Consider the following 20,407-nt stretch of genomic DNA (forward strand, 5'->3'; position numbering starts at 1 on the left):
GATGACGGCAACGTCTCACCTGGAGGCGTGGACATCACGCCGATCCGCTCCGCGCCGTTCAAGACGGCAATGCGTCTTCTTCTATCATCGTCCGACGTCAACAGCGGTCCTCTCACACAGGCCCCATAGAAATCTGTTGCGCAAATGCCGGCCGGGGCGCAACGTGTTGCCAGAAGATCGATGCAAGGGAGCAAATCGATCCTGCGGCGCGGCGTCCTTGTCGCGCAGAGTATGCCTAGGGTTGCCGCGGCGTCCTTTTTTGGCGCGAGCACGCGGCCTTGGTTTGGTCGGGGGAACAAATGACGCTCACGCTGATCGGGGCCGGCTTCGGGCGCACCGGTACATGGTCGACCTTCGTCGCGCTGAACAGGCTCGGCCTGCCCTGCTACCACATGCAGGAAGTGATCCTGAACAAGGCCAACAAGGGCCATCTCGATTTCTGGCGCAAGGTGGCCAACAGCCCGCCCGGCACGCAGCAGGACTGGAGCCGGGTATTCGGCAATTACAAGGCGACGGTCGACAATCCAGGCTGCTGCGTGTGGCGCGAACTGATGGCCGCCTATCCCGACGCCAAGGTGCTGCTCACCTTGCACCCGCGCGGCGCGGAAGCCTGGTACGAGAGCACCATCGACACGATCTACTTCACCGAGAATGTCTGGCAGTTCAAGATCCTGGAATGGCTGACGCCGTTCGGCCGGAAATTCGGCGACATGTCACGCAGGCTGATCTGGGGCCGCACGCTAGCCGGCGTCATGGGCAACCGCGCCAAGGCCGTGGAGCGCTACAACGCATATGTCGAGGAAGTGAAGGCGGCGGTGCCGCCGGAAAAGCTGCTGGTGTTCAAGGTCAGCGAAGGCTGGGCCCCGCTCTGCCACTTCCTCGACGTGGCGCAACCGAACGAGCCCTTCCCCAATCTCAACGACCGCGAGGCCATCAAGAAGATCATCGCCGACATCATCAAGGGCTCCTACATCATGCTGGCGCTAAGCGTGGCGGCCGTTATCGCGGTGATCGCGGCGCTATGGTGGTGGCTGGGGTAGTTGGGCGCCGTTCGTCGATCCCTCGGTGCAGCGGGAGCGAAGCGACGAAGGCTTTGCGATCCAGGCCACGCGATTGCGAAAAAGCGCTGCGGTCAAAACAAGGGCGTCGTTGTCGATACCGCCAAGCAGGCTGAATCGCGCGATCACCGCGTTAATTGGTGCCGCCGTCCGAGGACCGTCGTACCCGAATCTCGATACGCCGGCGTTCCCGAACATCGCCAACGTGGCTGCCATCGGCGATAATGTCTCCCGGCATTACGAGCTGTGCCGCTGACAACGGAATGATCTTCACACTGCCCAGCCGTCCCGTCTGGATCAGCGCGTTCGCTACCGCGATAGCGCGCGAGAGCCCCAGCCCCGCATTGTCGGCCGGGGTCAAATCGCTGATAGCGCTGGCTCCGTTCATCGCCGAGATCGCAACCGCATCGAGGTTGGACGGCTTGGCCGGATTGATTTTCTGCTCATCCGTGTGACCGACGATCTCGACGACATCGACTTTGTAGCGTGTCAGCAAAGACAGAACGTCGTCCGTGACCTTGGTCTGCAAACGAGCCCGGAACGCGTCGGTGAGAGCAGCGCTGCCACGTTCAAATGTATAGCCGTCGTCGCTCAACGTTATCATCGGCGGCCACTGCATCGACGATTCAGCGTCCGCGCTCCTGTCGTTGGAGGCCGAGAGCGTCTTTTCAAGTCGGTCCAGCAGACGGGGGTCGGCGGCTTTGGCTTCGCTGATTTCGAGCAGCAATTTCCGCAGCGTCGGATCTGACGTCGGCGCGGCATCGATGCCCTTTTCCGTAAGCCCGTCGATCACCGCTTTGGCCGCAACGAGCTCGGTCCAGTTGGCTGGCGGCAAAGGAAGCGCCGCTTTTGGAAACAGCGCCTGCAGGCGCGCCAGTTCGGCACGCATGTCGGCAAGCTGGCCCACCGTGATGTCCAGGTTCGCGGAGGCCTGCAGCTCGGCGATCCTCTCATCTTTTCGCTGTGCGATGCTGGCCGAGACCAGAAGGAGGCAGAAAAGCAGAAGGAGGAGAAGCTCGGCCATTGTGAGCCCAAGCACCACGCCTCGGCGATGGCCGCGTTCCCCTTCGGCGATAAGCGAGGAAGGCATCTTCATCGACATCGTCCCACACTGACCATGCAACGCGCTTTAGCCGCCACGCCAGAGCCGTCTGAATAGACCCTGCCGCGTCGGCGCTCGATCATAACCCTCAAATGTCGCCGCAAGTTTGTCGAGCACATCGCTGGCCCGAAGCGCTTCCGCCGTGGACTGTTCCAGCCCGCGCCGAAGCTCCGCCACATCGCCAAGACGGGAAGAGAAATCGCTCATGGCGGTTTCGATCGCCCGCTGCAAACCGGCCACGACCGGCTCCAGCCGAACCTCGATGACCTTGTCGGGTGTCGACATGCCAGCGAGCTTGTCGGCCATCATCTGTGTCGCGGTCGCAATCTGCGTGCTGGCGCTGGTCAGGATGGCGTTGATATCGTGAACTGCCTTGGCTGTCTGGTCGATGCCGCCCCGCAGCTCCTTGGTGTCTATTCCGCTCTGCATCGCCAGCGAGGATGCCCTGATGTGCTCGGAAGCTTCCTTGGCGAGCAGGTCCAGAGACTGGACCAGGGATTTCGCCGAGGTTTCCACTTGCGTTCGTATCTCGTGATAGCCCTCTTGCAGCATCTGCTGGTTGGAGCGTTGGAAATGGTTCATCTCGCTCAGGATGCCATCGAGTTCCCGGCGCACCTTGCGGGATGCTTCTGCGAGCTCGAGACGTGACACGCGTTCCACTTCCATGGGGTCGCGTCGGAGCTGATTGAAGACGATGCGAAATGCAATGCCGGCGATGGTGGAGGCAACCGCGATGCCGAAATTGCGCACGATCTCGTCGACTGCGCCACCGCCTCCATACTGGTAAAGCGAAACGGCGAGGCTGGTGAGCGTGAAGATGAAGCCCATATAGTAGAAGTTGTCCCCGGTTTGGTCGTCGCGCAGCCGGAGCCCGCGCGCGATCATGATCATCGCCGCGTAGCCCATCATCAGCGCGATCGGCACGAAGGTAACGACGAATGCCGACACGGAAAGCGATTTGGCCACGACTATGTAGGCGGCGCCCAGGCCGGTAAAAACGATAAAGACCAGTGGCGCCGCAGCGTCCAACTGCCGGCTGGCCACGCGCGGCCGCCTCACCCTTCAACTCCTTGCAACGACTTGGCAGAGCTGAAAACGCCGTGATTGTAATCAATCCACTGCTGCCAGAATGCCATCAACGCGACGCTGTCGACGGGCGACTTCGCCCGGCGTATGAGCCAGATCGACACATCGCTGCCAGCGAGATCCGTAGCGAAGCGGTTTGCCGCGGGCGACTTTTTGAAGGCATCGAAATCTGTGGCGCCGCGGTAGTGAGAGAAGAATTCGGTATTCTCGAACATGTCCGAAACGACAATCAGCCGCGAGGGGACCGCACGCGTTTTCTGGGCGACCAGATGGCTGACGGCTATCGACTGAATGCCGGCCATGATCGGCGAGCTGTCGGCCTTGTTTGCCTCGACCGCTTTTTCAAGCGCAACCAGCAGCGGCTGGCCGAATCCCGCTTGCCAACGCTCTCGCGCCAGCGCCGCATTGCCGGTGAAAGCACTGAGGTCGCCGCCATTGCCGGGGTTGCACAGCGAGAAGAGTTCTTTCGTATAGGGTACCGCTGATGTAAGGGCCCTGATCTCGAGCAAGCCACCGCGCTGGATGCCGGAGGCGGTATCGCGCAGCAGGGTCTGGATGTTCAGTTTGGTGACGTCAGCGATTGCATCCGTGGTATCGATCAGGATGATGGTTTGCGACGCAGCTCCGACGACCGGGCAAAGCCGATCGTCAAGTTCGACGAGTTGCGAGCGCGCCGAGACATAGACGTAGGTAAAGCCTATCGCGGCGGCAATGAGGCCGAGCGCGAATAGAATAATCCAGCCCCAGTTGACAAGGTTGGAAGGCGAGCGCCGGGACCGTCGACCGCTCATTGGGCTTCAGGCACCAGCACATCCAGTTCGCGATACTGCTTCAACGCAGCCTCGAACTGTTCACCCAAGGCGACCAGCATCTTGTCGAGGTCGCCTTGCGCATCCTTGATGGAAGCTTGCAATTCGTCGCTGTTCCATTCCCCGTCGCGGAAATACTGGACGCCGATGCGGCCGAGTTGGTATGGCCGCGAAAAGCGCTCCGGCGCGGGTGTCGTGCGTACAGCGATATTGGCGTCCCTGTAGATTCGGAACAGGCTGTTTGCCGCACGTTCAAGCTGAGCTTGGTGGGCGTCGAACAGCCCAACCAACCGAGAGCGATGGGCCACGATCGCATCGTGTTCTGTCCGCTGCTTGCTGAGGTCGGCGCGCGCATCGGCGAGTTCGTCCTCATAACCACTGCGAACATCGGAAAGCTCGCCGATCAGGCCTTGCCGCTTGTTTCGATAATTTGCCCGCGCCTCGTCAAGCCGGTGATCAACCGTGGCGTAGCCTGGATAAGTGTCACGCATGCTGAGCCCATCGATCAGGGCAAAGAGTGAAAACATCACACCGAGGAAGAAGAGTATCCAGGAGCGAAATTCGTTCAGCGCGAATGGCGCGCTTAGCAAGCGTCGCATCACCTCGTCGCCATTGGTCGCGATCGTTCCGGCAACCTCGCGGTAATGCGCCAGACCAAGATTGATGGCAATCGCTGCGCCGATATAGGCCGCGATGGCGAGAATGCCGACAAACTTACGGAAAATCGAGCGATGCGCGATCTCGCGCACGCCATAGAGGGCGAACATCAGCGCGACGCCGACATTGAGAATCGCGAAGATCAGCGCCTCGACGATGCCGCCGACCAGCCCGAGCTCGTTTCGCTTTGCAAGCAGTTCGCCATTGATGACGAGCTCTGCCATCACCAGCGCCACCACAAAGAGCCATTTCAACGTCGTACCGATGGCGGTGGTCTTCTTGCAGGGCCGGCGAAGCCCGTTCTGATCCTTGAAATCACGATGCCAGGACTCTGCCTCCTTCAGATCGCGACGCAGCCCATGCAGATCATCGATTCCCATCTGCAATTCGGCTTTCAAGTCGGAGAGACCAGCCGTGGATGCCGCTTTTATATTGGCAAAGCGCGATTCAAAGTCGAGGTCGATGAGACGCTGCCTGAACCCCGCAAGTTGGTTCTCCAGATGATCGTGGGATTGTTTCTGGGCGGCTCCGACCAATTCGATGATATCGTTTTCAACGGCATCGTAAGGTAGGTCATCGCTTTGAGGCAGATTCTCCCTGCCCCGCTTCTCGCCTTTCTCCGCAAGCCGCATATCCGTTGCAATGCGCTGGACGTCAATGTCGGGGAATGACTCTGTCGTCGGCCTATAGGCATGCGGCGGCCGCAACAGCCGTTGCTTGAGCTTTTCCAGTGACCCGAACATTCCACCCCACGTACACTCTTCCGACCACCCGGATCGAGGCTAGCGGTAAGCTCCGGATTCTTCAACGAGTTTCGCCCAATCGAAAGTGGAGCTTTTGCGGACGCAAAAGCACGGCAATTCCATCAGAATGACTGTCTACTGCTAGGGAGCCGTATTTTACTCTGCGCCGTATACTGTATGGTCGCTGTCGCCGAAGGGCGGAGAAAAAGAGAGCGGGCATTCTGCTTCGCCAAACGCCGCCCCTCACCGCAACTCCACCCACACCGGCGCGTGGTCGCTGGCGCCGTCCTCACCGCGCACGTCGCGGTCGATGCCGGCAGCCTTGAGCTTGCGGGCGAGCTTCTTCGACAGGAGGATATGGTCGAGCCGCAAGCCCGCATCGCGCGGCCAGCGGTTCCGCCGGTAATCCCAGAAGGTGTAGAGCGTCTCTTTGGGGTACACCTTGCGCAGTGCGTCCGTCCAGCCTTGCTCGATGAGCGCCGCAAAGGCTGCCCGGCTTTCCGGCTGTACCAGCGCGTTATCGTCGTAGGAGCGCGTGGCATAGATATCGCGCGGCTCGGGCACGATGTTGTAGTCGCCCGCCAGCACCACCGGCAGACCGGTGTCGAGCAACTGTTCGGCATGCGCCGCCAACCGTGCGTGCCAGGCGAGTTTGTACTGAAATTTCGGCCCCGGCTGCGGGTTGCCGTTCGGCGCGTACAGGCAGCCGATGACGATTCCGTTCACCGCCGCCTCGATGTAGCGGCTCTGCCTGTCGGCATCGTCGCCGGGCAGCACATCGCGCGTCAGCACCGGCTCGGCGCCCCGCGCCAGTATGGCGACGCCGTTCCAGGTCGGCTCCCCCTTCCACACCGCGCCGTAGCCGGCATCGGCCAGGGCAGTGCGCGGAAACTGCATATCGCGCGCCTTCAACTCCTGCAGGCAGACGACATCGGGTCTTGCCGCCGCCAGCCAGGTCAGCAGATTCTTCAGTCGGCTGTTGACGTTATTGATGTTGAAGGAGGCGATTTTCATCGGCGGGTCAAGAGACGAGCTTGCCCGTCCAAGCCTTCACCGTTTCGGCCAGCGTCTTCAGATGATCGGCGGTCGAAAACCCCGAGATGCTCTTGCGCGGCTTCAGATCGTGATCGCCATCCTCCAACCATACGACCTCGATGCTGTCGGAGAGCCCATAGCCGGCAATCTCGTCGGGCGTGCCGAACTCGTCGCGCGTGCCCTGGAAGATCAGCGTCGGTATCGTCAACCCGGCCAGATGCTTGGTCCGCAACTGCTCGGGCTTGCCGGGCGGGTGGAAGGGATAGCCGAGGCAAAGCAGGCCCGAGATTTCGCCCCTGGCAAACATCTCGTCCGCCACCATCGAGGCGACGCGACCGCCCATCGATTTGCCGCCGATGATCAACGTCCCGGTCACGCCCCTCGCCCTGAGGTCGGCGATCGCCTTGATGTATTCCGGGTTCACTGTCTCGGCGCGCGGCGGCGGCTTGCGGTGGCCATAGCGGCGGGACGCCATATAGTGGAACTCGAACCGCGCGACCTGAAAGCCTACTGCCGCCAGCGCCTTGGCGGTGGCGGTCATCGAAGGAGAATCCATCGACGCGCCAGCGCCATGCGCGAGCAGGATGGTGACGGGAGCTGTGTCGTCGCCGTCGAAGAGGAAGGTGGTCATGGAATAGGGCTCCCGTGGCTCGGCGTTGGTGACCCCTTCTCCCCTTGTGGGACCCGAAGGGCGGGCGAGACCGTTGGCTCGCCCCGGGGTGGTCTCGCGAAGCTCGGCCGGATCACGGGTGTTCCAGGAAACGCAAACGCCTCATTCCGACACGCACCCCTCAACCGTCTCGGCGCTGCGCGCCGATCCACCTTCTCCCAAAACGGGAGAGCTTTACCCCGCCGATTTCGCCAGCTGCATGTCCACGAACTGCACGCCCTTGGCCGCAACTCCAGCCCACTCCGACTCCGCGTCGAGCTCCAGATACCGCGCCCACAGCCGCCGCGCTTCCAGCAAATTGCCGGCGTCGAATTCGAGCCGGGCGAGATTGAAAACCGGATCGGCGTAATTGCCGTCGAGCGCGATCGCCTTCCACAAGTGCCTTCGCGCCGACGCCGTCTTGCCCTCCTCGCTCATCAGCCCGGCGAGATTGAACCAGGCCTCGACGAAAGCCGGATCGAGCTTGATCGCGCGCGCATAGTCATGGGCCGCTTCCGCCGGGTGGCCGCCGGCGCGCAGGCAGTTGGCGCGGTTGAAGGCGGCGATCGCGTCGCCTGGATCGATTGCAAGGCAGCGCCGGTAGAGCGCGGCGGCACCATCATGGTCGCCGCCCTCCTCCGCCGCTTCGGCCTCGGCGAACAGCTCTTCCAGCGGATCGTCGTCGGAGGCGCCGAGATCGAACAGCAATTGCCCGTCGAGCTCGCTCTCGCCGCCATCCAGATAGATCGCATCGGGCCGCCCGGATGCCGAGCCGACCGCGAGCGACTTGGCGGTGAGCGAAGCCACCGGGCCGGAACGATGCACCGAGCGCGCGATCGCGCCCCATGTCGCGCCGCCGGCGACCAGCCCGGCATATTTGCGCGCCAGGATCAGGTCGCGGAAGGAATAGGGTTCCGAGTCATGTTCGAAGGCATCGAACAGCGACAAGAGATCGAGGTCGGCGCCGGATAGCTGCGACTGATCGATCAGCGATTGCCGCGACAGCGAGGAGGCCTCAGGCGCCTTCATCAGTCCGAGCAGGCGCAGAAAACCGTTCTCGCTGAGCAATGTGCGCCCGGCGCCGCGCTCGGCGGCGACGCGGCGTTCGACCTCGACATCGCCGGTCTTCGTGAGCCCGGCTTTGACCAGCCCGGCCTTGAACAGCAGACCGCGACCGAACACGACATGCGTGGTGCGCCGGATGACACCGCGCCTGAGTTCGCCATGCTGGCGCGCGACCTCGCGCGCCGCCAGCCTGAGCGGAAACGCCGCCAGCGCGCCGATCGTGCCGAATATAGCGCCGGCTGGTGCCGTCACTTCTTGCTCTTGCCGACCGCCTTCAGCAGGTTGGCTTTCAGCGGATTTTCAGCAGCGCCGCCCGCGGCCGTCTTGGCCTTGGCGGCGGGCTTCTCGTCGGCCTTGCTCTTCGACTTGGCCGGCGGCTTCGACTGCGACTGCGACAGGCTCGCCTTCAGCGCATCCATCAAATTGATGACGTTGCCGCGCTCGGGTGCCGCCGCGATGATAGGCTTGTGGCCCTTCAGCTTCTCGCGGATCATCGCCATCAGCGCGATCTCGTAGCGATCCTCGTAGTTCTTCGGATCGAAGGTGGTTTCCTTCTGCTTGATCAGCGCTTCGGCGAGTTGCAGCATTTCAGGATCCGGGTTGCCGGCAGGGATATTGCCGAAATATTCAGCCGTGCCGCGCACTTCGTTCGGGTTCCTCAACGTGCACACGAACATGCCGTTTTCGCGCGCGCCGATCGTCACCACGCGCTCGCGGCTGGACAGGACTAGCCGCGCGATCGCCAGCTTGCCGGATTTGCGCATGGCTTCGCGCAGCACGGCGAAAGTCTCCTCCGCCATCGCGCCGTCCGGCGCCATGTAATAGGGCGCGTCCTGGTAGATGACGTCGACCTCGTCCTCGTCGACGAAGGCCTCGATGTTCATCGTGTGGTTGGATTCGATGCGCACCGCGTCGAGGTCGCTATCGTCGATGATGATGTACTGCTTGTCCTCGTACTCGTAGCCCTTGACCAGGTCCGAACGCTCGACCAGTCCGAGTTCCGGATCGACCGGCTTCATGTTGATGCGGTTGTGGGTCTTCTTGTGCAACTGGTTGAACGAGATGCGCTCGCTGGCGCTGGTGGCGGGGTATAGCCGCACCGGACAGCTCACCAGACTGAGCTTGAGGTAACCTTTCCAACTTGCCCTGGGCGCCATGATGAACTCCTACGCGGCCATGCACTGAAACTTTTCGCAGCGCTTTCGTCCGAAGGACGAACAAGGCTGCGCAAATCCTACACCGACCCCGCACCTTACCGGCAAATCCTGACGAAATGTTTTAGGACGCCGGAAGGGCCGCGAGTAGAGAATAATTCAAATTGTCAAAAGCGTCGATGGACTTGGGTTTCCTCGCCCCCGCGAAGCGGGGGAGAGGAAACCAATCTATTTGAACGTGGGCAAATCCCGAGCAAACTCGTCGATCTCAGCCCACGGATCGCCCGACGTTTCCAAGAGTCCCGGCAGCGACGCATAGTTCAGGTCCTGCGGCGCGTCGATCGTCTCCAGATCCGCCCAGCTCACCGGCGTCGAGGCCGGCAGGTTGGTGCGGGCGCGCAGCGAATAGGGTGCGGCGGAGGTGTGGCCGCGCGCGTTGCGGTGATAGTCGATGAAGATGCGCTTCTTGCGGTTGTCCTTGCCCATTGTGGTGGTGAAGGTGTCAGGCGCGCTTGCCGCCAGATGCGTGGAAATAGCGCTGGTCGCCTGGTGCAGCGTCTTCCAGTTCTGCCTGGCGGTCACCGGCACGGTGATATGGATGCCCTTGCCGCCCGAGGTTTTGGCGAAGGGGACCAGCCCCAGCCTCTCCAGTTCGCCCTTGATGTGCACCGCGGCCTCCACCACTTCGCGCCAGGAGATCCCTTCGCCCGGATCGAGATCGAAGACGATCTGGTCGGGCCTGTCGAGGCTGGTGCGATGCGTACCCCAGGTGTGGAACTCGACCACGCCGAACTGCGCCAGCGCCAGATAGCCCTTTGCGCCCTCGACCGAGAGGTAGGATTTGGTCTCACCCTCGGAATTGGTCGCCTCGAAGGTGGCAACCGAAGGCGGCATGCCGGTGAAGGCATGGCGCTGGAAGAAGCAGTCCTTCGGCAGGCCGGTCGGGCAGCGCACCAGCGACACTGGACGCCCTAGAATATGCGGCAGCATGAAATCTCCGACCAGCGCGTAGTAGACGGCGATGTCGAGTTTGGTCGGCCCGGTCTTGCCGAACAGGCGCCTGGTCGGGTTGGTTACCCAGATCGTGGCGAGGTCAGCCTCCGCGATCAGCCGCTTGCGCTTGGCCGAAACCGGCGTCGAGAGGCCGACATCCCTGAGGCCGCGAAACACCGCATGGCGCAGAGCATTGTCCGCCGTGCGGTTGGCGTAATGGATATGGGCTGAAAACAGCGGCTTCACCCAATGCATCTCGCGCATGATTTCGCGCGGCGCGCCTTCGGGCGCCATGGCGCCTGATGTGAGCGGCTCCAGCCGGGCCAGAAGATCGGCCGCGGTCTCGGCGTCGAAGCCGGTGCCGACCTTGCCGCGATAGTGAAGCTCGCCGTCCTCGAATTCGGCAAGGCCAAGCGCCGCCAGCCCCTCGGCTGCATCCGAAACGGTGTAGCCGGCGATGACAAAATCGCCGGTTTGCAGCGCCTTCGTCTTGGTCCAGCTCTTCGTGCGGCCGCTCTGGTAGGTCGCGGTTGCGCGCTTGGAGACGACGCCTTCCAGGCCAAGCTCCGAGGCCTGGTCGTAAAGCCCCTGCCCGTCGCCGCCCACGTGATCGCTGTACTGGATCGCGGAGTTGGCGCGCAGGCCGGCGAGCAGTTCGGCCAGCAGCGCCTTGCGCCTTTCCAGCGGCGCCTTGCGCAAATCCCAGCCGTCGAGATGCAGGAGATCGAAGGCGTAGAAATGCAGCTTGCTGCCGGCGCCCTCCGCCAGCGCGTCCTGCAGAAGCGCGAAGCGGGAAATGCCCTTGCCGTCGAGCACGACGATCTCGCCGTCGATGATGGCCTCCCGGCACGGCAGCTTGGCGAAGGCATGCGGCAGATCGCCATAACGCTTGGTCCAGTCGATGCCGCCGCGGGTGATCAGCCTGACCTCGCCACCTGTCAGATGCGCCATGGTGCGGTAGCCGTCGAACTTGATCTCGTGCAGCCAGGACTCGCCGGTGCGGTCGCCAGGATCGTCACCGCCCGGCGGTTTCGGCACCTGTGTCGCCAGTTGCGGCTCTATGCGGGCGGCGGGCGAGGTCTTGACCGCGCCGGGCAAGGCGCCGGGCTTCAGCGTACCGGGCCTTGGCGCAGCCTTGGCCGGCGGCGGCGCCACCAGCTCCTCGATACGGCGGCCGGATTTCACGCTCTCCGGCCGCTCTTCGAGGATGTCGAGCGTGGGATTGGAAGCGAGATCGCGCTCCTTGAACAGAAGCCAATTCTTCTTGCCCTCCTCTTCGCCGGGCTTCGGCTTCAGCCTGGTCAACATCCAGCCGCCATTGAGCTTTTTCCCGGCCAGCCGGAACTTGAAGGCGCCGGTGCGCAAGCTCTTCTCGACATCCTCCATCGGCGCCCAGCTGCCCGTGTCCCAGACGATCATCGGCCCGCCGCCATACTCGCCTTCGGGAATGACGCCCTCGAAGTCGATATATTCGAGCGGATGGTCCTCGGTCTCGACCGCCAGCCTTTTGTCGGCCGGATTGAGCGAAGGTCCGCGCGGCACCGCCCAGCTCTTCAGCACGCCGCCGACCTCAAGGCGCAGGTCGTAGTGATCCGCCGTGGCATGGTGCTTGTGGACGACGAAGCGGTTGCCCTCCTCGGCGATCAACCCACCCGCCGGTTCCGGCGTCTTCGAGAATTCGCGCTTGGCGCGGTAAGGTTTGAGCTTGGAGGGCGTCGTCATGGCATCGACCGTCGCAAGCCAGCCAATTGCAACAACAGAGCGCCATGCCTGCTCGAACGGTCCGATGCGGCATGTATCAGGGTGACTAGCCGAAACGTCGCTGCCAACCAGTCACCACGCTCAATCGTCGGCCGCCGGCGTCAGTTCGAGCTCAGCGGGCGACAGGCCCTGCCGCAGCTGGCTCAAGCGGAATTCGTCGACCCAGTAGGCCTCGCCATCGACCAGCACGCGCGCCCTATAGGTGCCGCCTGAAAAACTCTGCGCGGTGATGTAGACCTTGTGGCGGTCGAGCGCCTTGCGCACCGCGGCACGCTTGGAGTTCTGGCTGTTCACGGCACTGGACATGCGCTTCGCCCTCGGTCGCCCTGACACGGAACTCGACCGCGCTTCGCGGTCCGGCGACTGGCGTCAAGGATGGCGGAGAGCGGCGCGGGTGTCAATTTCCTCGCCGCGGCGGCTTCCCTGCAAGACGCAAGCATAGCCGACGGCATCGGCTCGATTATGTCCGCGAACCTGTGGGCTGGAACAGTATGACATCTTGTTTGGCATATGCGCCGAGGCGGCTCGGCGCTTCTGCTTTCCGCATTGTTAACCTCGGCGCGCCTAGGAATAGGCGGGCTCCGGCCGCGGCGCCAATGCGTCAGAGCGGCGCGGGGATGGCGCGGCCATCCAGGAGAACAAGGCTCATGACCGCTTCCGTGCGAAGCAATGACTGTGAAGTGGCTGTTGTCGGCGCCGGACCTTTCGGACTTGGCGTCGCCACGGCGCTCAGGGCAGCTGATGTAGACGTGCTTGCCTTTGGCAGCCCGATGGGCTTTTGGCGCGAGAACATGCCTCGGGGCATGCGGCTTCGCTCGCCCTGGCGCGCAACCTTTATCGGCAACCCGAACGGCCCGCTCTCCCTCGATTCCTACGCCAGCGGCCAGCGCGTCCAATTGCGCGAGCCATTGCTGCGGCAAGATTTCGTCGACTATGGAATGTGGGTTCAGGCTCAGGCGGTTCCGGATCTCGACACGCGCATGGTGAGCCGTGTCGAACGGACCAATGCGGGATTCCGGCTGATCCTTGCCGACGGCGATGTGGTGCGCGCCGGCCGCGTCATCGTCGCCATGGGCCTGAAGAACCAGGAACTGGTGCCCGCCGCCTTCACCGGCCTGCCCTCCGAATTGGTCAGCCATACCAGCGCGCACACCGGATTCGAAGCCTTTGCCGGCAAGCATGTCGCCGTCGTCGGGCGCGGACAAAGCGCCTGCGAATCCGCCGTCCTGCTGAGAAAGGCGGGAGCCGATGTCGAACTCGTCTGCCGAGGCGACATCCATTGGCTGGGCGCGCCGTCCAGCAGCCGGGGCCGCAATGTGCTAGGCGCCGCCGAGGAACTCCTGGCGTCGCCCTCGCGCGTCGGCCCCTTCCCGTTGTCCTGGCTGATCGAGGCGCCGGGTCTCGTGCATGGTTTGCCGGCGGCGGCACGACGCTGGGTCAATGCGCGTGGCCTCAGGGCCGGCGCGTCGGGCTGGCTGCTGCCGGACTTCGGCGGCATCGAGGTCAAGGCCGGCCGCGTGATCGTCGGCGCCTCCGCCAGCAACTCCGGAATAGACTTGCGGTTCGAGAACGGCTCGACCGCTTACGATCACGTCCTTCTCGCGACCGGCTATCGCATAGACATCGGCAAGCTCGGGCTCTTCGCCCCCGATTTCCTCGATGCGATAGCCTGCCGTGACGGATCGCCTGTCCTTTCCACGGGACTGGAATCGAACATTCCCGGCCTGCATTTTGTCGGCGCCAGCGCGGTCGCGAGTTTTGGCCCGTTAATGCGTTTCACCGCCGCCACCCCGTATGCGGCGCAGGCCGTCACCCGTTTCATACGCACTGCCAGAAGCAAGGGGCAGAACGCACGGCGCTCCACCGTGAGACTGGGCGAAGCCTCGGTTCCCGCCGGCCCGAAGCCGCGTTGAGCATCGCGGGCCCCGCCATGTATCAGCGCGATCAGGCGGGGCTCTCGCCTGTCAAAGCGGAAGAGCTGGGCAACCGGCCGTGCCGGACAGCATGTGAGGATGTAGGCTTGGCGACGTCAGGCGCAGTGTTTCTTGGGGGCGCGCACGGCACGCTTGCCCTGGCGCGCAGCCTCGGCGCGCAAAAAGTGCCCCTCACCTACATCACCAATGATTCGCCGCTGCCGGGCTGGTCGCGATTTGTCGGAGCCACCATCCGCTGGCCCGGCCCAAACGATGAGCGGGCGCTGCCGTTTCTGCTGGAAGCGGCGCGTAAACACCGGCTGGAGGGATGCCTCCTGATCCCGGCCGCCGATCCAGAGGTTCGCCTGGTCTCGGAAAACCTCGCCGCCCTGTCGGCGATCTATAAGATCTTGCTGCCTTCCTGGGATGCGTTGCAGTGGGTCTGCGACAAGCCGTTCCTCTACAGGCGGGCAACCGAGTTGCGGCTGTCCATTCCAAGGACCTATGACATCGCGTCCATGGCGCAGGCCTCATCCCTGGACATGGTTTTTCCGGTCGTTCTCAAGCCTCACATGGGCGGCGGCAACACCCGCATCGCCAGGGCCAAGGTCGTCCAGGCCGACGACAGGGCCTCATTTCTTGCCGCCTATCGCGACGCGGCCGAACAGATCGGCGGCCAAAACGTCGTCGTGCAGGAGCGCGTGCCGGGCGGGGGAGAAAGCCAATTCTCTTACGCCGCGCTCTGGAACGAGGGCAAGCCGATCGCGGAGTTCACCGCGCGCCGCTCGCGGCAGTATCCGGTCGACTTCGGCTATACCAGCACCTTCGTCGAGATCGTCGACGAGCCCCGCGCCGTCGCTGCCGCGCGCACATTGCTGTCGTCGATCGGCCATAGCGGCCTGGTCGAGGTCGAATTCAAGCACGATTGTCGCGACGGCACGCTCAGGCTTCTCGACGTCAATCCGCGCCCCTGGTCGTGGTTCGGACTTTGCGCGCCTGCCGGCGTCGACCTGGGGGCGATGCTGTGGGAGACAGTGAACGGCCGGGCCACCGCAGCCGCTACCGCTCGCCCGGGAACGGCATGGATGTATCTGGCCCGCGACGCTGTTTCATCCGTGACGCTGATGCTGGGCGGCAGGCTTGGCATCGCGGCCTATGTCAACTCCTTCGCGACGGTTCGATCCTGGGCGGCGTTCGCCTCAAACGATCTGCTGCCGGGGCTGATCGAGCTGCCGCTGACGGCATGGCGGGTGCTGACGAGACGGCTGCTGAACCCGGCCGGCCGCCGGCGCTGACAAAATCGCTCTTTATGACGGCCGGTAGTCGAAGATCGCGTAATCGATGGTCCGCACCGCGTCGAGGAAACGCGGCATGGGCGGCGTCACGCGTTGCTGGAAAGACCCAGCATCGTGGATGGCGGGCTTCGCCCATTCGATGGCCCTGTGGCTCGAACTGCCGTAAACGACGAGGCAGGGCCGCGGGTGCCGTTCCAGCGACGACATGAGATTGCCCAGCACGATTTCGAACACGTCCCTGGAAAAGGGATTGTAGAAATAGACCAGCAGCGGCGTCGGCGGGAACTCATACGTCGCGGCATCCGCTTCGATGACCGCAATCTGGCGGCATTTCTGGGCCGGGCTCTTATATCGCTCGATGTTGCGCCGGGCGATTGCGACGAGCTCCCGCGCGAACTCCACACCGACAATCGCGGCGAATGGATAGTGCGAGGCCAGCAGGAGCGTGCGCGACTTGCCCGAACCGATGTCGATGAAGGTGTAGTCTGCGAGATCGTCCGTCAGCCTGTCCATGATGAAGGCGAAGGATCTAGGCGACGTGCAGACGCATTCATTGCCCTGGTCCCGGTGCGGTCCGACGACATCGAGCGCGTCGAGCCGGATCGAACCCGCCGTATCGACGCCATTGTCGCGATCCCACCGGCGCGCCAGCCGGTCGGCAACGAGATGGCGGATGTTGCGTGCGACGAAGCGGCCGCTGTCACCGAGGCCATGCCGCCGCACGAGCCGGAACGGTTCGAGGATTCCTTGCTGCCGGACGAACCGCAGCGCCCTTGCAATGCGTCCTCTCGACCGGTCCTGCAAATCGATGCTGTACGTTTTACGGTTCATTGCGGATCGGCTCGGTTGCCTGTCAGCGCAAGCGGCGCAGGCCGCGCACCAGGCCTTGGCCCGCCTTGAGCAGCCGCGGTTTGGAGCGAATGAAAAGCTCGATCCGGCAGCGCAGCGAAATATAGGCGGTGGCGCCCCATCCCCGCAGCGTCATCGACTGGCACAGTTCGGCCAGGACCGAACTGGTGGCGCCGATGTGCTCCTTATAGCCCTGGCTGCCAACCGAAAGGTCGAAATAGTCGAACCCGTGCCCGCGCCCCCACATCATCAGCTTGCCGAACATCGTCAGTCCCGGCGGGGCGACGGCATTCTGGTCGATCCCGAGCAACAGGGTATGGAGCGTGCCTTTCCTGACCAGTACATAGATGACGGCGAGCCAGGCTTCCCCTCCGCGTAGTCCGAAGATGCGCACCGAGCCGTCGGCCAGGCCATGCAGCGCGGCATCTCGGTAGAAGTCGACGACGGGTTCCTGCGTCAAAAGGTCGAAACGGCCGAGCTCGCGAAACCGCTTCAGTCGCAGTTCAAGGAGCGTGTCAAAGAGCGTTTCCGTAAGCGCCGGCGTGTCGGCCTCGACCAGGCTCAGGCCGCCGAGCTTTTCGAGGCGGCGGCAATGCTTGTGAAAGCTCTTGGCGAAGGAGGGCCTGCAGATGCGCTTGATAAGCGTTTCCGGTTCGCCGTGCAGGACAAGGCCGGAGGTGATCTGGAGGGAATCGTGCGCCGCCGAAAGCAGCGCCAGAGGATTGGCGACTCGTTGGATCTGTTGCGGGATTCCCAAGATATGGATGCGATCCGCCGGTGGCAGCACGGCGCGGACTGCCGCCCATGCGGCGTCGGCGCCTTGCCTGGTCCATGCCCTGTCATCCGCCAGCAGCGGTGCCGAATAATCGCAGACGCCGCAGCTCAGCCATTCGATCACGGAGTGGCCCAGCGCCCGGCGCCGCATCAGCGGCAAAAGCATGACCGGCGCGCCCGTGGCGGCGTCGTTGACCTCGACGACAAGCAGTTCCGCGCCTTTGGGCATCAGCCGTTTGGCGATCCCCTCGACCCACGCATAATGCTGATGCGCGGTGCACACGCCATCGGCCTGAAATCGCAGCCAGAGCGGCTTTACAGTGTCGAGGCTGGTGTGCAGCCGGGCTTTGAAGCGCGCGGCTGTACCGGCGCTGGCGGCAGTCGGGGACAATAGCCCGTCGGATAGATCCGTGTTGGGAGCCGTTCCCGTGGCTTGCCACATGCTTCTCCTGTCCTCCCGGCCGGCCATAAACATCGTCCACGCAAGCAGTGTAAATCCCGCCAACTCAGGACCGCCTCGGGCAGCCGTGTGTTGGAGCGCACGAAAGCCATGGTTGCGGACCAATGGCAGCGCTTGCGATACCCCCGCATCGTAAACCACGGCAAAGTTCGGTCAGGACCAGACCTTTGGCGCCCATTATGTTCGTTGCTTTCGCCTACCGGCCGATGGCCGAACTAGTCGAACCTTTGCCCGCGTGCCCAGCTCGTCGACCTGCCATGAGGCCCGGTGAGACGTTGGGCACTTGCGCTCAGGTCGATCGCTAGCATCAAAGCATGAACGGTGCGTTGATGGACACTCAGAAATTGCACCGATCGGTCGTGCCACGTCGGGGCCATTCGTGAGACCACGCCGACGACAAACAGGGGCCTTCCCGCCGTGCGTCCGTTACATCCTCACTGCCTCGCCTGCCACCGGTCTCTGCTACCGTTTTACCGGGGCGAACGGGACCGACCGCCGCCACCCGCCCAACCATCTGTCGCGCTGTTGGTCCGGGTGCTCGATGTTCCATATGCGGTGACGCGCGAAATACCATGATGCCGCAAGGACGAAGATTTCGGAGACCGCGGAACCCAACAGCGACCACGGCGGAGGCGCGATTGCCAGCAGGATTGCGATCAGCGCCAGCCCGACGACTGCGCCACCGGTCGTGATGAAGGCGACGGTCCGGAAATCGCCGAGGATCTCAAGGATGATGCGAGGCATGACATAAAGCATGACCGGGATGAAATTCGCGATCACGAAAAGTCCGATGAATCCGACCGAGGCATCCTGGAGGGCCTGGGATTTTATCATCGGCAGGACGAATAGGATGGCACATCCATAGACGAGGCCACCGATCCCCATGACCAGCGACCAGATCTTCGCTTGCGCCCAGACACGGCTTGTTTCGTTATTGCGCATCAGCTTCGCCAGCTCCGGCTGCGTCATGTTGAAGAGAGCAAGGCTGATGATGCGCAGTGGGGCAAACAGCACGAGGACCGCCGCCAGCGGCGCGTAAGCGGCGGGTCCGGCAATGCCCGCGACCAGCAGGGCCAGGCATTGACCCTGGATGTTCGTGGTGGTCGCGCTGAACGCCGACCAGCGCAGCTGCGGCCAGAGCCTTGTATAGCGGCGGCGCGTCGGCATGCGGAAGCTGATGCGAGGTGTGCGGCGCGCCAGCCGAACCAGGACGACGATACCGAGTAGATTTGCGGCCGCAAGCGCATAGAACACGGTTTGCAGCGCGTCCTTCGCCAACCACATGGTCAGTCCGGTCAGGATGATGCCGGTGATCGTGAAAGCGGCGTCGCTGATGGAGACGATCACCTGCTGGCGCCGAGCGAACAATGCCGTGCGCATGTGGCTGCGCAGCGACCATGCGCCGACGAAGCAGCCCGCGGCGATGCCGCTCGGATCGCCCAGCAGATGCATCAGGATCGCCGTGCCGACCGCCATCAGCAGCGACACTACCAAAGCCGCTGTTCCGAAGGCCACGTCATGGGCATCGACGCCGGCACTGTTGGTGCTCTTGCCCATCCATATCGAGGCGGGGACGGCAGTGAGCGAGCGGATGTACGACAGGCCGACGCCGCCCATCACCATGCCGATGGCGAAGAGACCGTAACCTTGCGCCGACAGTATGTGCAGCAGCGCGATGTTGAGGGCAAAGTGAAAGCCGCTCTGCATCGCCTCGCCGCCGACCATCAGCACGAGGCGTCGCAGCAGATGGACCGGGAATTTCACGGCCGGGTCTCCGCCTGGCGGGCGGTTGCCGGCCTGCCCGGCCTCGCCATCGTCACTTTCAGCTTGTCGGCGGCGATCGCCGCGATCGCGGCCGCTGCGACCGGTTCGCTGAAGACTGTCTCGTAGCGCGCACGGCCGGCGGCAATAAAACCGCGCCAGGCCTCGGGCCGCAGGATGATCGCCTGCAATTTCGCGGCAAGGGCGGCGGCGTTGTTCGGCGGAACATGCCAGCCGGTCTCCCCGTCGCTGACCACCTCGACCAGCCCGCCGATCGCCGATACCAGTGGCGGCCGACCATAGGCCATCGCCTCGATGGCGACGCGGCCCAGCGATTCCGGGCGCCGCGACGGAACGGTGACGATGTCGGCCCAGCGGTAGTGTTGCGAGGGGTCCGATATGAACGGCAGCACGCTGACGCGATCGGCCAATCCCATGGTGTTCACCAGCTCGGCCAAGGCCAGTTCGCGCTCGGTGCTTTCGAAAGCGCCGCCCACCAGCCGCACTTCTATGCGCGAGCGCAATTCCGGCGGCATCGAGGCGACCGCCTCGAGCAGCACCTCCTGGCCCTTGATCCTGTTGATGCGGCCGAGCAGCAGCACCCGCAACGGCCGGCTGCCGTCATAGTGCATCGGCTCGACCGCAGGCGGGCCGGCAACGCCATTATAGACCACATGCGTGCGTGAACGTCCGGCAATGCCGAAAGCGGCGCGCGTGGCGCGTGAATTGAAGATCAGGTCGGCATGGCTCCAGCGCATCAAGGCGACCAGGATCGTGCGCATGAAACCTTCGGGGATCTCGTGGATATGCAGGACAGCCTTGTGAGGCAGCAGGCGGGCGGCCAGCGCATAGTCGGCCACGATCGAGGTGTTGACATAGACCAGATCGCATTGCCTCAAACGTCGCCATGCCCGCCATAAGGCCAGCGGCAGGCGCGCCATCTCGACGGTCGCGAGGCGCAGGATGGCTTGGCGCCGCAACACCCAGAGCGGCTCGAAGACGATCCGGCTGGCATGCGGTTCGAGGATCTGCACGATCGGCCCGCTGCGCGGCAGCACGACTTCGATGTCGGCGGACGGAAACGCGGCGCGCAGGGCTGCGACGCTTTCCGCGAAGCTTCGGTCGGAGCCATAGAGTTCGTAGCCCTGATGAACGCAGGCAATCCGCATCTTAATATCCCGCCAGGTTCATACCCCATCCAGCATCGCGCGAGGCGGATGGCTGCCGAAGTCCAGGAGCAAGG

17 protein-coding genes are annotated in these 20,407 nt (G+C 63.6%); 3 read left to right on the forward strand and 14 right to left on the reverse strand.

What is annotated here, in order from left to right; all coding sequences use genetic code 11:
- Window positions 1–299 precede the first annotated feature (299 nt).
- Window positions 300–1,040, forward strand: a complete 741-nt coding sequence (locus LB545_RS14095; protein ID WP_140499042.1) for a sulfotransferase family protein — start codon at window positions 300–302, stop codon at window positions 1,038–1,040.
- A 151-nt stretch (window positions 1,041–1,191) separates the two neighbouring features.
- Here LB545_RS14095 and LB545_RS14100 read toward each other — a convergent pair whose 3' ends face one another.
- The 10 genes from LB545_RS14100 to LB545_RS14145 all read right to left on the reverse strand — a co-directional run bounded on the left by LB545_RS14100 (window position 1,192) and on the right by LB545_RS14145 (window position 12,418).
- Window positions 1,192–2,154, reverse strand: coding sequence for a hypothetical protein (locus tag LB545_RS14100; RefSeq protein WP_181167220.1), 963 nt, complete (start codon window positions 2,152–2,154; stop codon window positions 1,192–1,194).
- Window positions 2,155–2,187: 33 nt separating this feature from the next.
- A complete protein-coding gene (locus tag LB545_RS14105; protein ID WP_140499046.1) occupies window positions 2,188–3,219 on the reverse strand; it encodes a hypothetical protein in 1,032 nt (343 codons plus the stop codon).
- A complete protein-coding gene (locus tag LB545_RS14110; protein WP_140499048.1) occupies window positions 3,216–4,037 on the reverse strand; it encodes a hypothetical protein in 822 nt (273 codons plus the stop codon). The genes LB545_RS14105 and LB545_RS14110 overlap by 4 nt, the downstream gene beginning before the upstream one ends.
- Entirely contained in the window at window positions 4,034–5,455 is a 1,422-nt protein-coding gene (locus LB545_RS14115) for a hypothetical protein (protein ID WP_140499050.1), read from the reverse strand. The genes LB545_RS14110 and LB545_RS14115 overlap by 4 nt, the downstream gene beginning before the upstream one ends.
- Before the next feature lie 243 nt (window positions 5,456–5,698).
- Window positions 5,699–6,469 carry an exodeoxyribonuclease III gene (locus tag LB545_RS14120; protein ID WP_140499052.1) on the reverse strand — a complete coding sequence of 257 codons (771 nt, stop codon included), beginning with the start codon at window positions 6,467–6,469 and terminating at the stop codon, window positions 5,699–5,701.
- A 7-nt stretch (window positions 6,470–6,476) separates the two neighbouring features.
- A complete protein-coding gene (locus tag LB545_RS14125; protein ID WP_140521445.1) occupies window positions 6,477–7,121 on the reverse strand; it encodes an alpha/beta family hydrolase in 645 nt (214 codons plus the stop codon).
- A gap of 213 nt (window positions 7,122–7,334) precedes the next feature.
- Window positions 7,335–8,456, reverse strand: coding sequence for a tetratricopeptide repeat protein (locus tag LB545_RS14130; RefSeq protein WP_224705295.1), 1,122 nt, complete (start codon window positions 8,454–8,456; stop codon window positions 7,335–7,337).
- On the reverse strand, window positions 8,453–9,361 hold the full coding sequence (locus LB545_RS14135) for a Ku protein (protein ID WP_140521443.1): 909 nt from the start codon (window positions 9,359–9,361) through the stop codon (window positions 8,453–8,455). Before LB545_RS14135 ends, LB545_RS14130 begins: the two co-directional genes overlap by 4 nt.
- 225 nt (window positions 9,362–9,586) lie before the next feature.
- Window positions 9,587–12,073, reverse strand: coding sequence for a DNA ligase D (ligD, locus tag LB545_RS14140; RefSeq protein ID WP_140521442.1), 2,487 nt, complete (start codon window positions 12,071–12,073; stop codon window positions 9,587–9,589).
- Between the two features lie 120 nt (window positions 12,074–12,193).
- Window positions 12,194–12,418, reverse strand: coding sequence for a hypothetical protein (locus LB545_RS14145; protein ID WP_140499061.1), 225 nt, complete (start codon window positions 12,416–12,418; stop codon window positions 12,194–12,196).
- Between the two features lie 341 nt (window positions 12,419–12,759).
- On the opposite strand from LB545_RS14145, the gene LB545_RS14150 reads away from it, so the two are divergent.
- Both LB545_RS14150 and LB545_RS14155 read left to right on the forward strand, forming a co-directional pair.
- A complete protein-coding gene (locus LB545_RS14150; RefSeq protein ID WP_140739603.1) occupies window positions 12,760–14,025 on the forward strand; it encodes an NAD(P)-binding domain-containing protein in 1,266 nt (421 codons plus the stop codon).
- A 107-nt stretch (window positions 14,026–14,132) separates the two neighbouring features.
- A complete protein-coding gene (locus LB545_RS14155) occupies window positions 14,133–15,320 on the forward strand; it encodes an ATP-grasp domain-containing protein (RefSeq protein WP_140559830.1) in 1,188 nt (395 codons plus the stop codon).
- 12 nt (window positions 15,321–15,332) lie between these two features.
- Here the strand turns inward: LB545_RS14155 and LB545_RS14160 are convergent, their stop codons facing one another.
- The 4 genes from LB545_RS14160 to LB545_RS14175 all read right to left on the reverse strand — a co-directional run bounded on the left by LB545_RS14160 (window position 15,333) and on the right by LB545_RS14175 (window position 20,333).
- Window positions 15,333–16,151, reverse strand: a complete 819-nt coding sequence (locus LB545_RS14160) for a class I SAM-dependent methyltransferase (RefSeq protein ID WP_224705296.1) — start codon at window positions 16,149–16,151, stop codon at window positions 15,333–15,335.
- Between the two features lie 22 nt (window positions 16,152–16,173).
- The gene (locus LB545_RS14165) at window positions 16,174–17,385 is read right to left on the reverse strand and encodes a GNAT family N-acetyltransferase (RefSeq protein WP_224705297.1); all 1,212 of its coding nucleotides are present in this window, start codon (window positions 17,383–17,385) and stop codon (window positions 16,174–16,176) included.
- Window positions 17,386–17,865: 480 nt separating this feature from the next.
- Entirely contained in the window at window positions 17,866–19,167 is a 1,302-nt protein-coding gene (locus LB545_RS14170; protein WP_181167668.1) for a hypothetical protein, read from the reverse strand.
- Complete coding sequence (locus LB545_RS14175; RefSeq protein ID WP_140516153.1) at window positions 19,164–20,333, reverse strand: glycosyltransferase; 1,170 nt, start codon at window positions 20,331–20,333, stop codon at window positions 19,164–19,166. The genes LB545_RS14170 and LB545_RS14175 overlap by 4 nt, the downstream gene beginning before the upstream one ends.
- Between the last annotated feature and the right edge of the window lie 74 nt (window positions 20,334–20,407).

The sequence above is a fragment of the Mesorhizobium sp. BR1-1-6 genome (assembly GCF_020165355.1).
Lineage (GTDB): Bacteria > Pseudomonadota > Alphaproteobacteria > Rhizobiales > Rhizobiaceae > Mesorhizobium.